The organism is Pseudobutyrivibrio sp. (assembly GCF_017471675.1).
Taxonomy (GTDB): Bacteria; Bacillota; Clostridia; order Lachnospirales; family Lachnospiraceae; genus Pseudobutyrivibrio.
In genome coordinates, this window is the sequence record NZ_JAFUSK010000039.1 from 26,638 (window position 1) to 40,589 (window position 13,952).

At 40.9% G+C, this 13,952-nt stretch carries 14 protein-coding genes; all 14 read left to right on the plus strand.

The annotated features are described in order from the left end of the window. Positions 1-12 precede the first annotated feature (12 nt). The 14 genes from IJ535_RS06810 (at position 13) to truB (ending at position 13,950) form a co-directional block, all read left to right on the plus strand. Positions 13-1,956 carry a hypothetical protein gene (locus tag IJ535_RS06810; protein ID WP_294300442.1) on the plus strand — a complete coding sequence of 648 codons (1,944 nt, stop codon included), beginning with the start codon at positions 13-15 and terminating at the stop codon, positions 1,954-1,956. Beyond that, positions 1,953-2,558, plus strand: a complete 606-nt coding sequence (gene hisH, locus IJ535_RS06815) for an imidazole glycerol phosphate synthase subunit HisH (RefSeq protein ID WP_294300445.1) — start codon at positions 1,953-1,955, stop codon at positions 2,556-2,558. Before IJ535_RS06810 ends, hisH begins: the two co-directional genes overlap by 4 nt. 68 nt (positions 2,559-2,626) lie before the next feature. Continuing rightward, positions 2,627-3,385: an imidazole glycerol phosphate synthase subunit HisF gene (hisF, locus tag IJ535_RS06820; protein ID WP_294289501.1), complete on the plus strand. Its 759-nt coding sequence runs from the start codon at positions 2,627-2,629 to the stop codon at positions 3,383-3,385. A gap of 113 nt (positions 3,386-3,498) precedes the next feature. Beyond that, positions 3,499-4,275, plus strand: coding sequence for a hypothetical protein (locus IJ535_RS06825; protein WP_294300448.1), 777 nt, complete (start codon positions 3,499-3,501; stop codon positions 4,273-4,275). Between the two features lie 321 nt (positions 4,276-4,596). Next, positions 4,597-5,316, plus strand: a complete 720-nt coding sequence (locus IJ535_RS06830; protein WP_294289822.1) for an IMP cyclohydrolase — start codon at positions 4,597-4,599, stop codon at positions 5,314-5,316. A 131-nt stretch (positions 5,317-5,447) separates the two neighbouring features. After that, positions 5,448-6,626: a phosphoribosylaminoimidazolecarboxamide formyltransferase gene (locus IJ535_RS06835; RefSeq protein ID WP_294300452.1), complete on the plus strand. Its 1,179-nt coding sequence runs from the start codon at positions 5,448-5,450 to the stop codon at positions 6,624-6,626. Between the two features lie 148 nt (positions 6,627-6,774). Further along, the gene (rimP, locus tag IJ535_RS06840; RefSeq protein WP_294300455.1) at positions 6,775-7,245 is read left to right on the plus strand and encodes a ribosome maturation factor RimP; all 471 of its coding nucleotides are present in this window, start codon (positions 6,775-6,777) and stop codon (positions 7,243-7,245) included. 14 nt (positions 7,246-7,259) lie between these two features. Continuing rightward, on the plus strand, positions 7,260-8,453 hold the full coding sequence (gene nusA / locus IJ535_RS06845; protein ID WP_294300458.1) for a transcription termination factor NusA: 1,194 nt from the start codon (positions 7,260-7,262) through the stop codon (positions 8,451-8,453). Continuing rightward, positions 8,453-8,719, plus strand: a complete 267-nt coding sequence (gene rnpM, locus IJ535_RS06850; RefSeq protein ID WP_294300461.1) for an RNase P modulator RnpM — start codon at positions 8,453-8,455, stop codon at positions 8,717-8,719. The genes nusA and rnpM overlap by 1 nt, the downstream gene beginning before the upstream one ends. Beyond that, positions 8,709-9,014, plus strand: a complete 306-nt coding sequence (locus IJ535_RS06855; protein WP_294289813.1) for a L7Ae/L30e/S12e/Gadd45 family ribosomal protein — start codon at positions 8,709-8,711, stop codon at positions 9,012-9,014. The genes rnpM and IJ535_RS06855 overlap by 11 nt, the downstream gene beginning before the upstream one ends. Before the next feature lie 16 nt (positions 9,015-9,030). Continuing rightward, positions 9,031-11,643 (plus strand): translation initiation factor IF-2, encoded by a 2,613-nt coding sequence (gene infB / locus IJ535_RS06860; protein WP_294300463.1) that lies wholly within the window; start codon positions 9,031-9,033, stop codon positions 11,641-11,643. Continuing rightward, on the plus strand, positions 11,643-12,011 hold the full coding sequence (gene rbfA / locus IJ535_RS06865) for a 30S ribosome-binding factor RbfA (protein WP_294300465.1): 369 nt from the start codon (positions 11,643-11,645) through the stop codon (positions 12,009-12,011). The genes infB and rbfA overlap by 1 nt, the downstream gene beginning before the upstream one ends. Positions 12,012-12,067: 56 nt before the next feature. Beyond that, entirely contained in the window at positions 12,068-13,045 is a 978-nt protein-coding gene (locus tag IJ535_RS06870) for a DHH family phosphoesterase (RefSeq protein ID WP_294300468.1), read from the plus strand. After that, positions 13,045-13,950: a tRNA pseudouridine(55) synthase TruB gene (gene truB, locus IJ535_RS06875; protein WP_294300471.1), complete on the plus strand. Its 906-nt coding sequence runs from the start codon at positions 13,045-13,047 to the stop codon at positions 13,948-13,950. The genes IJ535_RS06870 and truB overlap by 1 nt, the downstream gene beginning before the upstream one ends. Positions 13,951-13,952 lie beyond the last annotated feature (2 nt).

Sequence of the window (13,952 nt, forward strand, 5' to 3'; positions counted from 1 at the left end):
GGAGGAAAAATAATGTCTCAGTCAGAGGACTACTTAGATGGACTACTTAATTCAATAAATAAGGCTAAGACTGATGCTATACAGGTTCAAGAGAAGGCGGAAGAATCAAGAAGGCAGGCTGTAGAAAGCCGCAAGGCAGTTGCCTATAACGAAGATTTTTTCGAAGCAACTGGAATCAATGTAGACGAAGTTCAGACTAAAAGCTCACATCCTTACCTCAGGAAGGTTCTTTCTGAGGAGGATTTTTTGCGCCAATTTGAAGAAGAGCTTGATACAGATGATGTTGATTTGTTTATAAGCAATTTTGAGCAGGAAATAGATGATGAAGAGCGACGCTTTGAAGAAACAGGAGAGGTTCCTGATTCTGAGGGGGTTGTTGATAATCTATTAAACAACATAAAATCTGCAGTAAAAAAAGAAACTGATGAGCTTGAAGAAAATCCAGTACTTGATAATGACATACATGAAGAGGTTGAGGAGGATGTAGACTTCCCTGACTTAGACTCTGTTATGAATGATGAAGAAGATGATAATGAGGAAGGTCAAAGTGAAGAGCCTGCTTTAGAGGAGGCAGAAGATACAAACGAGCCTATAGAGGATGATGATGCACCATTGTCACTTCCAGATGATGAGGATATTGATTTATCTGCTTTTATAGAGGAAGATACAGAAGAGTCAGGAGAGTCAGAGGGGGCAGGGAAAGCATCTGATGATGGCGATGATGACTTAGGATTTTCTTTAGATGACCTTGTTGAGGAAACAGAAGAAGAGCCTTTAGATGAATCCATGAAGGAATTTATGCCAGATGATATGGATGCCTTAGATGAGGCTGAATTTGGTGATGGTGAAGAGCCTGATTTATCCGGTGATGGCGACTTGGATTTAGATAATCTGCTTGAAGGTGGAGACGAGGATCTTCTTGATATCCAATCTCTTTTGAATGGTGATGAGGAAGGTGCTGCAGATGGGGCTGAGATAGATGATAGCGCCGAGGAAGCAGAAAATGCCTCTGATGAAGCTGAAGGTGATGAGGTTAAAGGCAAAAAGAAGGGAAAGAAAGAAAAAAAGGAAAAGAAGAAAAAGGAAAAAGGTGAAAAGAAACCTAATCCAATAATAGAAAAGCTTTTGCTTATTATTTTTGGTGCTCCTGATGAGGACGATATTGCAGAGGCTGAGGAAGCTGCCAAAAAGAAAGCTGGTAAAACAGTTGAGATAACCTACGATGAGGAAGGTAATCCAATCGTTCCCGAGGAGGAAGAGGATCCTAAGGCTAAGAAAAAGAGAGAAAAGGAAGAAAAGAAGGCAGCAAAAGAAGCTGCCAAAAAGGAAAAAGAGGCGGCTAAAAAGGAGAAAGCGGCAGCTAAAAAAGATAAGCCACCTAAGCCTCCAAAGCCTAAAAAAGAGAAAAAACCAAAAGAACCTGACAATTCTCCAAAAATTCCTCTTTCCATCATAGCTACTTTTTTGGTATTATCTATATCAATAATTGGTGTAGTAATGGTGGGTATGACCTTCACTGGATTGAAGCGTCATATGGAGCAGGCAAATACCCTGTTTGAAAATGGAGATTATATTGCTGCATACGAAAAGCTAAATGGATTTGATTTTAAGAGTGATGAGGAAGTAGAGCTTCTTAGAAATCAAGCAAGAACATTGGCTGATTTGCAGACATGTCAACAGCAATATGAAGCCTTTATTGAGTATGAGCAATATCCTTACGCGTTAGATGCCCTAATTATAGGAATTGGACGTTACGAGAAATACAAGGATAATGCTGTAGAATATGGTATTTCAGAGCAATACGAAGCCTATGGAAATCAGATAAAAGCTGAGCTAAATGATCAGTTTGGCTTGTCAGAAGAAGAAGCCTTGGCTATTTATAAGCAACCTAACCGACATTACTATACAATAGAACTTAGAAAGGTGCTGAGAGGCTTAGGGTTACCAGACAAATGATAGCGATACTAGATTATGATGCAGGAAATATTAAAAGTGTAGAAAAAGCATTCAAAATCCTTGGTGAGGAAACTATCCTCACCAGGGATTTTAGTGTAATTAAAAAAGCCGACCGCTTGGTGTTACCAGGTGTCGGCTCTTTTGCTGCAGCTATGGACAATCTTAAGAAATATGAGCTTGATAAGGCAATTCATGAATTTGTTGCCACAGGCAAGCCGTTTCTTGGAATATGTTTAGGCTTACAGCTTTTGTTTGAATCATCCGAGGAATCACCTGGTGTAGAGGGCTTACATGTTCTTGACGGAATTGTAAAGAGGATTCCTGACAGTGAAGGAATCAAGGTTCCTCATATTGGTTGGAACTCTTTAGATTTCCCTAATGAAGGCCGCTTATTTAATGGAATAGATGAGGGGGCTTTTGTTTATTTTGTTCATTCATATTATCTACAGGCAAAAGAGCCATCCATTGTTACCGCCTCCACAGAATATGGCTGTCACATCCATGCCTCTGTAGAAAAGGATAACATTTTTGCCTGTCAGTTCCACCCGGAAAAATCCTCTACTGTAGGATTAAAAATTCTTAAAAACTTTGCTACCCAATAGCCTTCCCCCTCTGGGAGAAGGTGGCTCGAAGAGCCGGATGAGGGTACTCAATACTATAGGAGAATAATATGTTCACAAAACGCATAATTCCCTGCCTGGACGTAAAAGATGGCAGAGTAGTAAAAGGTGTTAATTTCGTAGATTTAAAAGACGCAGGTGACCCTGTAGAAATAGCAGCGGCCTACGACAAGGCTGGCGCAGATGAGGTAGTATTTTTAGATATCACTGCATCATCTGATGGACGAAATACAGTAGTAGATATGGTTCGTCGTGTGGCAGAGCAGGTATTCATTCCATTTACAGTAGGCGGTGGTATCCGCACTGTAGATGATTTTAAGGCTCTTCTAAGAGAAGGTGCAGACAAGATATCTGTTAATTCAGCAGCGATAGATAATCCACGTCTTATTTCTGATGCAGCTGATAAATTTGGTAGTCAGTGTGTTGTTGTAGCAATAGATGCTAAGAGACGCCCTGATGGGGGCTTTAATATTTATAAGCACGGTGGAAGATTAGACTGCGGTATTGATGCAGTTGAATGGGCCATGAAGGCAGAAAAGCTTGGAGCCGGAGAAATTCTTCTTACATCTATGGACTGTGATGGAACAAAGGCAGGCTTTGATATAGCTCTTACAAAAGCAGTTTCAAGTGCGGTATCCATTCCTGTTATTGCATCAGGTGGCGCTGGTACCATGGAGCATTTCAAGGATGCCCTAACAGAAGGTGGCGCTGATGCAGCCCTTGCAGCTTCACTATTTCATTACAAGGAATTAGAAATCTTAGATTTAAAGAAGTATTTGCATAAAGAGGGCATACCTGTAAGATTGTAGAAAAACTGTTCACAGAATTAACAAAGGAATTTAGTAATATAATCATAAGTATAAGTATGTAATGACATAAGGAACAAGGATGTTCGATGTAATTTTTCAAAGGAGTGATGTTTATGTCTTTAACTATTAATTCTTTTGGTAATAATTCTATTTATTCATTGATTGGTGGAAGTAATTCATCAGGCGTAAGCTCAATGTTTGGAGGACTGGAAGGTTCTCTTTCAAGCTTGTCCCAGATTAAATCAGGTTCATATGGAAAGCTGGTAAAGTCTTATTATGCCAAGTATGATAAAGAAGGGAATCTTAAGTCTGATTCTACTAAGAAATCAAAGGCTGCCGATAGTAATCTTAGCGAAATAAGAAATGATTCATCTGCCTTAAGCAAGGCCACAGATAAGCTTCTTGCAAAGGGCAAGAATTCTATTTGGGATCAGGTAGAGACTACCGATGAAGATGGAAATACTACCAAAGACTACGACAAGGATAAGATTTATGGCGCCATTAAGGATTTTACAGAAGCCTATAATGAGCTGGTAGACAGTGGTCAAAAGGCTGAAAGTACAGGAATCCTGTCTCAGGTAGCATCAATGGTTACTACATCTGCCAAAACAGCGCAGACTCTAGGTAAAGCCGGCATTACCATTGATAGCAATAATCATCTAAACGTGGACGAGGACTTCCTTAAAAACAAGGCTAACATGACTTATGTTAAGGATTTATTCAACGGCACAGGTAGCTACGCCTACCAGGTTGCCAACAAATCATCCATGGCCAATTCTTACGCCAGCAACGAACTAGCTCAAGCCACCGGTCGTAAGTCCTACACCAACACCGGCGACTACTCCCTTTCCGCCGACGACATGATTAGCAAGTTCAACACCACAACGTAATCTACAATGGTTTTTTGAAAAGTAGCATGTTATAAAAAGTATAAGTAGCTTGTAGCTATCAATGAAAAGTATTACTCAAGGAGCAATCCCGCGACGGAGTAATACTTTTTATTGTTAGCGTAACAAGCGAGCTAAAAAAGTTAAAAATAGCTGGTAGGTAACAAGGATAATATTTCCTAAGGGAGACATTCTTAGTCGACTGTGGAAATATTATACTTGTGACCGTAACCAGCGAGCCAAAAAACTAGATATTTTGTGCTAGACATAAACCTTGGGTTCGGTTATAATTTGTTGCGGAAAACATACAATGAGGAGGAACCCATGGTAGTAAAATCTTTAGCTAGAGAATTATCAGAAACCACGTATCCAGGCAGAGGCATTGTCATTGGCCGTTCAGAAGACGGAACCAAGGCTGTCTCTGCTTATTTTATTATGGGGCGTTCTGAGAATTCCAGAAACAGAGTTTTTGTAGAAGAAGGAAAGGGCATTCGTACAGAGGCTTTTGACCCTTCCAAGTTGACAGACCCAAGCCTTATTATCTATGCACCAGTTAGAGTACTTGGCAATGATACTATTGTTACAAATGGTGACCAGACAGACACTATTTATGAGTACATGGAAAAGGGCGAGACATTTGAGCAGGCACTTCGCCGCCGTGAATTTGAGCCAGATGGCCCTAATTTCACACCTCGTATTTCAGGTCTACTTCACATCGAAAACGGTGAGTTTTCTTATTTGATGTCAATTCTTAAGTCCAACATGGGCGACAGCGATTCTTGTAACAGATATACATTTGATTATTCCAATCCAAAGGCTGGATACGGCCGATTTATTCATACATACATGAACGATGGTAATCCACTTCCATCCTATGAAGGTGAGCCAACTCCTATTGAAATCAAGGGAGATATTGATGAGTTCACAGATATGATTTGGACAAACCTTAATAACGATAACAAGGTTTCACTTTTTGTTCGCTACATCGACATCGCCACCGGTGCCGTAGAAACCCGCATCATAAATAAAAACGTAAGGGTGTAAGGAATAGTTAAAGTAAATTATTTGATGAGACTGTAGGCAACAAGCTCTTAGAATTCTCAAGGGAGACATCAGTCGACCGGAGAATTACTAAGGCTTGTGGCCGTAACAGTCGGATTTAAAGGAGAGAAAAGATGAAAGAATTGGAATTAAAGTATGGATGTAACCCTAATCAGAAGCCTTCAAGGATTTATATGGAAGAAGGCGAGCTTCCTATCGAAGTATTATCTGGTAAGCCAGGTTATATTAATTTTCTTGATGCATTTAATGGATGGCAGCTTGTTTCAGAGCTTAAGAAGGCTACAGGCCTTGCAGCTGCAACTTCATTTAAGCATGTAAGCCCGGCAGGTGCTGCTGTGGGACTTCCTCTTTCAGAAATAGAGCGTAAGATTTACTGGTGTGATGATTTGGATATGGAGTTTACTCCACTTGCTAATGCTTATGCAAGAGCTAGAGGTGCTGATAGAATGTCTTCATTTGGTGATTTTATTTCACTTTCAGATGTTTGCGATGTAGCTACTGCAAAGCTTATTAAGCGTGAGGTTTCAGACGGTGTTATTGCACCAGGATATGAGCCAGAGGCACTTGAGATTCTCAAGGCTAAGAAGAATGGTAACTATGCTGTAATCAAGATTGATCCAAATTATATTCCAAAGCAGCTAGAGCGTAAGGAAGTATTTGGTATCACATTTGAGCAAGGTAGAAATGAGCTTGTTATTGATGATGATTTCTTTGCAAACATCGTTACAGAGAATAAAGAGCTTACTGAGCAGGCAAAGATTGACCTTGCAATCGCCATGATTACTCTTAAATATACACAGTCAAATTCAGTTTGTTATGTTAAGGATGGTCAGGCAATCGGTATCGGCGCAGGTCAGCAGTCACGTATTCACTGTACACGTCTTGCTGGACAGAAGGCAGATAACTGGTGGCTTAGACAGTCACCAAAGGTTTTAGGTCTTGATTTTGTTAATGGAATTAAGAGAGCAGACAGAGACAATGCAATCGACCTTTACATTGGCGAGGAGTTTGAGGATGTAATCGGTGATGATGTATGGCAAAAGACATTTAAAACACGTCCTTCTGAGTTTACAAAGGCTGAAAAGCGTGCATGGCTTGATAGAATGACAGATGTAGCACTTGGAAGTGATGCATTCTTCCCATTTGGCGACAATATCGAGCGTGCTCACAAGTCTGGTGTTAAATATGTTGCACAGCCAGGTGGTTCAGTACGTGACGACAACGTAATTGACACTTGCAACAAGTACGGAATGGTAATGGCATTTACAGGACTTCGTCTATTCCATCACTAAAATAGCAAAAAGCCTTGAAAAATCTAATATTTCTGATATAATATCTATTGTTATTGAAGAGAGCGACTTAAGAGAGAGCAATATTTGCTCTCTCTTTGTTTATGCATTTTGCTCTTTATACACTTACAACTGAATAAGGAGGACATTTATGTCAAAACACACCGATTACGAAAAACGTACGGAAGAATTGATAACTCCTATTCTTGATGAGATGGGCTTTGAGCTTTACGACGTAGAATACGTTAAAGAAGGCGCAGATTACTACTTAAGAGCCTACATCGACAAGGAAGGTGGTATCACAATTGATGATTGCGTAGATGTAAGTCGTCGCATGAACGATTTACTTGACGCAGAGCCACAGATTGGTGGAGACGAGGGTTACATCTTCGAGGTAAGCTCACCAGGTCTTGGCAGAGTTTTAAAGAAGGATAAGCATTTTGAAAAGGCAATTGGACAGGATGTAGATATTAAGACCTACAAGCCTGTTAACGGAGCTAAAGAATTCACAGGCACACTTGTTGCTTTTGATAAGGACAGCTTCACTATAGAGTTTGAAGATGGCACTGAGAAGTTTAACAGATCAGATGTTGCACAAATAAGACTATTAATAGATTTTTAAATTAGGAGGAAATAATGGCAGCTAATACAAATGATTTTTGGGATGCTCTTACAGATCTTGCAAAAGAGAAAAATATCAGCATGGACGTGTTAATCGAGACAATCGAGAATTCACTTCTTATTGCATGTAAGAACAATTATGGTAAAGCAGATAATGCTTCTGTTGAAATTGATAAGGCTACTGGTGAGTACCATGTATACCTTTCTAAGACAGTAGTTGATGAGGTTATGGACCCAGTTGAGGAGATTTCTCTTACAGAGGCACAGAACATCAATGGTAAGCATCAGATAGGTGATGTGGTTCGTGTAGAGGTTAAGTCTAGAGACTTTGGCCGTATCGCAGCTACAGCAGCTAAGAACACAATCACACAGAAGATTCGTGAGGAAGAGCGTAAGGTTCTTTACGAGGAGTACTATGAGCTTCAGCACAAGGTAGTTACTGGTGTTGTTACACGTTTCTCTGGCAACAATATCCATGTTAACCTTGGTAAGCTTGAGGGCTTCCTTTCTGAGAGCGAGCAGGTTAGAGGCGAGTTCTACAAGCCTCAGGACCGTATTAAGGTATATATCGTAGAGGTTAAGACATCTAACAAGGGACCACGTATCCTTGTATCTCGTACACATCCAGAGCTTGTTAAGAAGCTTTTCGAGGAAGAGGTTTCAGAGGTACGTGAGGGTATCGTTGAGATTAAGTCAATATCTCGTGAGGCTGGTAGCCGTACTAAGATTGCAGTTTGGTCTAACGACGAGGATGTTGATCCAGTTGGAGCATGTGTAGGTCAGAACGGTACACGTGTTAACGCAATTGTTAATGAGCTTCGTGGTGAGAAGATCGATATTGTTGAGTGGGATGAGAACCCTGCTTACCTTATTGAAAATGCACTTTCACCTGCAAAGGTTGTTGCAGTTGTTGCAGATGCAGATGAGAAGAGCGCTCGCGTAGTAGTTCCTGATTATCAGCTTTCACTTGCAATTGGTAAGGAAGGACAGAATGCTCGTCTTGCAGCTCGTCTTACAGGCTTCAAGATTGATATTAAGTCAGAGACTCAGGCTCGTGAGGCTGGTGACTTCCTTGATTATGAGGAAGAGTACGAGGATGACGAGTACTACGATGATGATGAATATTATGATGAGGATGGCGAGTATACAGATGAGGAATATTCTGATGAAGAATATGAGGATTCTGAAGAGTCATCTGAGGAAGAGTAATGGATACAAAACAATTACCTCTTAGAAAATGTGTTGCCTGTAATGGCATGTTTGAAAAGGATAAGCTTTTTAGGCTTGTTAGATTATCAGATGGCATCCATCTTGATTTAACCTATAAAATGCAAGGCAGAGGCGCTTATGTATGCAAGAACAAATCCTGCATAGATTTAGCCCTTAAGAAGAAGGGCTTCAATCGCAGTCTTAAACAGGCAGTTCCTACAGAGGTTTTTGATAATTTATATATGGAGTTGGAGAATGACAGATAAAGCACTTAACATGATAAGCATAGCGATGAAGGCAGGAGCTTTGGTATCCGGTGAGTTTGCATGTGAGCAGGCCATTAAGGATGGAAGCGGCTTCCTTTGTATTGTTGCTTCTGATGCATCCGATAATACTAAGAAATCATTTTCTAATTCTTGTAATTTCTATGAGATTAATTACATAGAATACGGAACTAAAGAATCTTTAGGTCATGCAATTGGAAAAGAATATCGGGCATCAATTGTAGTGTGCGATGAAAATCTATCCTTAAGCATTCTAGATAAGATACAAAACGCGTAGATGAGGAGGATATTTGATGGCAAAAATTAAAGTACATGAATTAGCTAAAGAGTTAGGTAAAGAGAGCAAGGATGTAATTGCTTATCTTGAATCTAACGGTATAGAGGCAAAGGCACAAAGTGGTATTGAGGATGATGTGGCTGAAAAGGTGCGCAAGCATTTTACAAAGAAACAGCGTCCAGTAGATAAGGATGGTAATCCTATTAAAAAGAAAAAGAACGTTTTTGTTGTTACTCGTGGTAGTGACGATAGAAAGAGACGTAGCGGCTCAGGCAATGAAGGAGCTAGAAACGATAAGTCTAATTCTAAGGATAACCGTGATAAGAAGAATCAGCAGGCAGCTGCACCACGTGGACCAATTAGACCACGTACATTCTCAGATGGACTTCGTCCTTCACAGAGAGCTTCTGCACAGTCTACTGATACAGAGTTTGTTTCAAAGAAGAAGCCTGTAGAGGCAGAGGCTAACAACAAGCCTGAGAAGAAGAACGACCGTCCTGAGAGAAATGAACGTCAGGAGAAGAACGACCGTCCTAGAAACGAAAGAGGCCAGCAGGGCAATCGTTCAGAGAAGAACGACAATAACAAGAGAGACAATCGTGACAACAATAGAAACGATAGAAATGACAGAGGCCAGGGCAAGGGCGACAGAAATTCTTCAAGAAACAATCGTCCTTCACAGGCTGCACCTGCAGCTGACGTTGCACCAGCTAATAGCGGCAAGGGCGGACGTCGCGATGACAAGAAAAAGAAGAACAACCGTGACAACAACAATTTAGGTGGCAAGAAGCAGGAGAACTTCATCAACCTTGAGAAGAACGGTGGCAAGAAGAAAAAGAACAATACACCTAAGGCACCTGAGCGTGATATGAATGAAGTTCTTACAATTACAATTGCAGATAGAATCACTATCAAGGATCTTGCAGACAAGATGAAGGTTCAGCCTTCTGCTGTTGTAAAGACACTGTTTATGAAGGGCAAAATGGTTACAGTTAACCAGGAGGTTGATTTTGAGGAAGCTTCTGAAATCGCTCTTGAGTTCAACTGCATCTGCGAGGAAGAAGAAAAGGTAGATGTTATTGCAGAGCTTCTTAAGGAAGAAGAAGAAGACACATCTAATTTCCCATCACGTCCTCCTGTTGTCTGCGTAATGGGTCACGTTGACCACGGTAAAACATCACTTCTTGATGCAATCCGTGATACTAAGGTTACAGACCGTGAGGCTGGTGGAATCACACAGCATATCGGTGCTTATACAGTTTCAATTAATGGACAGGATATCACATTCCTTGATACACCAGGTCATGAGGCATTTACAGCTATGCGTATGCGTGGTGCTAATTCAACAGATATCGCTATCCTAGTAGTTGCTGCTGATGATGGTGTAATGCCACAAACAGTTGAGGCTATTAACCACGCCAAGGCAGCTGGCATCGAAATCATTGTTGCAATTAACAAGATTGATAAGCCAAACGCAAATATTGACAGAGTTAAGCAGGAGCTTTCAGAGTATCAGCTTATCCCAGAGGATTGGGGTGGAAGCACAGTATTCTGTCCAGTTTCAGCTCACACTAAGGAAGGTATTGATAACCTTCTTGAAATGATTCTTCTTACAGCTGAGGTACTTGAGCTTAAGGCTAACCCTAAGCGTAAGGCCCGTGGTCTTGTTATTGAGGCTCAGCTTGATAAGGGACGTGGTGCTGTTGCTACAGTACTTGTTCAGAAGGGTACACTTCACGTTGGTGATCCTGTTGCCTGCGGAAGCTGTCATGGTAAGGTACGTGCTATGATCGATGATACAGGAGCACGTGTTAAGACTGCTGGTCCATCTGTACCAGTTGAGATTCTTGGTCTTTCAGAGGTTCCAAATGCTGGTGAAGTATTCATGGCATTTGATTCAGAGAAGGAAGCTCATGCATTTGCAGATACATTCGTTGCAGAGCACAAGAATCGTCTTGTTGAACAGACTAAATCTAAGATGTCTCTTGACGCACTCTTTAGCGAGATTGAGTCAGGAAATCTTAAGGAACTTGATATTATTGTTAAGGCCGACGTTCAGGGTTCTGTTGAGGCTGTTAAGCAGTCACTTGAGAAGCTTTCTAACGAAGAGGTTGTTGTTAAGACAATCCACGGCGGTGTTGGTACAATCAACGAATCCGATGTAGTTCTTGCATCTGCATCTAACGCTATTATCATTGGATTTAATGTACGTATCGATCCTCAGGCTAAGGCTACTGCAGATAGAGAAGGTGTAGACCTTCGTCTCTACAAGGTTATCTACGATGCAATCAACGATGTAGAGGCTGCTATGAAGGGTATGCTTGATCCTGTATATGAGGAAAAGGTTATTGGTCACGCAGAGGTTCGTCAGATATTTAAGGCTTCTGGTGTTGGTAACATCGCTGGTTCTTACGTTACAGACGGTTACTTCGAAAGAGATTGTATGGTCCGCGTAAATCGTGATGGTGAGCAAATCTTCGAAGGCAAGCTTGCTTCTCTTAAGAGATTCAAGGATGACGTTAAGGAAGTTAAGTCTAACTTTGAATGTGGTCTTGTTATTGAAGACTTTAATGATGTTCAGGAAATGGATATTATTGAGGCTTACAAGATGGTTGAGGTACCAAGATAATGAGAAAGAATTCAGTAAAAAACACACGTATCAACGAAGAAGTTATGCGTGAACTTGCTAATATTATACGTCTTGAGGTTAAGGATCCACGCATCTCTCCAGTTACATCTGTTGTATCTGTAGAGGTTGCACCAGACCTTAAGACATGTAAGGCTTATATTTCAGTTTTAGGTGATGATGAGGCTGTTGCAAAGACTATCGAAGGCCTTAAAAGCTCAGCAGGATTTATCCGTCGTGAGCTTGCCCACAGGGTAAACCTTCGCAATACACCTGAGATTACATTTGTTTCAGACCAATCAATCGCTTACGCTGCTAAAATGAGCAAACTAATCGACGAGGTCAACGCACCTCTACATGAGAAAGAATAATGAGCCTTCCCCCTTTAAGGGGGAAGGTGCCCCGCAGGGGCGGATGAGGGTCTTTTATGATTAACAATTTCAACGATTTAATCGCTGCATCCACCACCATCGCCATCAGCGGCCACATTCGCCCAGATGGCGACTGTGTAGGTTCATGCCTTGCAGTATACAACTACATAAATACCTATTACCCAAACTGCGATGTTCATGTTTATCTAGAGCCTATCCCAAACATATTCAAGTTTTTGAAAAACGCGGATAAGATAGAGGACATACACACCCTTTCAGAGGACAAGGTCTTTGATTTATACATCGCCTTAGATTGTAGCGATGGAGGCAGACTTGGTGATGCCTTTGCCTTTTTTGAAAAGGCAAAGCACACTATATGTATCGACCATCACATGACAAACGGAGGCTTTGCAGAGTTTAGCTATATCATTCCTGATGATAGCTCTACCTGCGAGCTTCTTTACAATCAATTTGGCAAGGATAAAATCACAAAGGATATTGCAGAGTGCCTATATCTTGGAATTATCCATGATACAGGAGTATTTCAGTACTCATGCACTACAGAGTCTACAATGGCGGCTGCAGGCTTTTTAATGACAAAGGGTATTGATTATCCTAAGATTTGTACTGATACATATTTTGCCAAGACTATGATTCAAAATCGTATGCTTGGTAAAGCACTTCTTTCCTGCAAGACATACCTTGATGGTAAGGTAATTGCAGCTGTTATTACAGCTGAGGATATGGCAGAGTTTGGTGCCCAGAGTAAGCACTTAGAAGGAATTGTACAGCAGCTTCGTGACACTACAGGTGTAGAGGTGGCAGTATTCCTTTATGAGCTTGAGGATGGTGATTTCAAAGGAAGCACCAGAGCCACAGGGGATGTAGACCTTACAGTAATTACAGGTGTTTACGGTGGAGGCGGTCATAAGAAAGCCGCAGGCTTTTCTGTAAACACTAATAAGCCATGGGATGTTATTGATAACATTGTCTCTATGGTAGAAAAACAATTAATAGAGTTAGGAATTTGCTAATGAATAGTGGCATAATTAATGTCTATAAAGAAGCCGGGTATACTTCATTTGATGTAGTTGCCAGGCTTCGTGGCATATTAAAAATAAAAAAGATTGGGCATACCGGAACCTTAGACCCAGATGCAACAGGGGTACTTCCTGTATGTGTTGGTAAGGCGACTAAGCTTTGCGATATGCTCACAGATAAGGACAAGGTATACGAATGTGTAATGATGCTAGGGGTTGAAACAGACACCTATGATTTAAGCGGACGTATCCTTGATAGAAAATCAGTTAATTCAACAGAGGAAGAGATTGTAGGGGCGATTAATTCCTTTGTGGGGGATATCATGCAGGTTCCACCTATGTATTCAGCCCTTAAGGTCAACGGCAAGAAGCTATACGAGCTTGCACGAGAAGGAATAGAGGTTGAAAGAAAGGCTAGACCTGTTACCATTTTTAGCATCGATATTTTAAATATCAGCTTACCAGAGGTTAGCATTAGGATTCATTGTAGCAAGGGTACATATATAAGGTCCCTTTGTCATGATGTTGGACAGAAGCTTGGCTGTGGTTGTGCAATGAAATCACTGGTACGTACGAGGGTAAGTATGTTTGATATCTCTGATGCAAGAACACTAGATGAGATAGAACGCATTGTTAAGGCTGGCAATCTTGATGGAATAATGCTTCCTATAGACCAGGCCTTTGAAGGAATGGAGACTGTTTTTGTTATTCCTACGGAAGAAGCAATAAAGCATGCGGTTAATGGCAGTCCAATTCCTGCATCTCAGGTTTTTGCAGAATCAATAAGCGCCTTTAACAATGGGCATAAATACAGGATTTATTTACCTGACAACAGATTCATTGGAGTTTATTCCTTCAATGATGATATATTTACTTTGGAGAAAATGTTTTTGGAATAATT

Excerpts from the sequence above, each read along its gene's own strand:
- IJ535_RS06810 (WP_294300442.1), top strand. The coding sequence starts at position 13 with ATGTCTCAGTCAGAGGACTACTTAGATGGACTACTTAATTCAATAAAT.
- hisH (WP_294300445.1), top strand. The coding sequence starts at position 1,953 with ATGATAGCGATACTAGATTATGATGCAGGAAATATTAAAAGTGTAGAA.
- hisF (WP_294289501.1), top strand. The coding sequence starts at position 2,627 with ATGTTCACAAAACGCATAATTCCCTGCCTGGACGTAAAAGATGGCAGA.
- IJ535_RS06825 (WP_294300448.1), top strand. The coding sequence starts at position 3,499 with ATGTCTTTAACTATTAATTCTTTTGGTAATAATTCTATTTATTCATTG.
- IJ535_RS06830 (WP_294289822.1), top strand. The coding sequence starts at position 4,597 with ATGGTAGTAAAATCTTTAGCTAGAGAATTATCAGAAACCACGTATCCA.
- IJ535_RS06835 (WP_294300452.1), top strand. The coding sequence starts at position 5,448 with ATGAAAGAATTGGAATTAAAGTATGGATGTAACCCTAATCAGAAGCCT.
- rimP (WP_294300455.1), top strand. The coding sequence starts at position 6,775 with ATGTCAAAACACACCGATTACGAAAAACGTACGGAAGAATTGATAACT.
- nusA (WP_294300458.1), top strand. The coding sequence starts at position 7,260 with ATGGCAGCTAATACAAATGATTTTTGGGATGCTCTTACAGATCTTGCA.
- rnpM (WP_294300461.1), top strand. The coding sequence starts at position 8,453 with ATGGATACAAAACAATTACCTCTTAGAAAATGTGTTGCCTGTAATGGC.
- IJ535_RS06855 (WP_294289813.1), top strand. The coding sequence starts at position 8,709 with ATGACAGATAAAGCACTTAACATGATAAGCATAGCGATGAAGGCAGGA.
- infB (WP_294300463.1), top strand. The coding sequence starts at position 9,031 with ATGGCAAAAATTAAAGTACATGAATTAGCTAAAGAGTTAGGTAAAGAG.
- rbfA (WP_294300465.1), top strand. The coding sequence starts at position 11,643 with ATGAGAAAGAATTCAGTAAAAAACACACGTATCAACGAAGAAGTTATG.
- IJ535_RS06870 (WP_294300468.1), top strand. The coding sequence starts at position 12,068 with ATGATTAACAATTTCAACGATTTAATCGCTGCATCCACCACCATCGCC.
- truB (WP_294300471.1), top strand. The coding sequence starts at position 13,045 with ATGAATAGTGGCATAATTAATGTCTATAAAGAAGCCGGGTATACTTCA.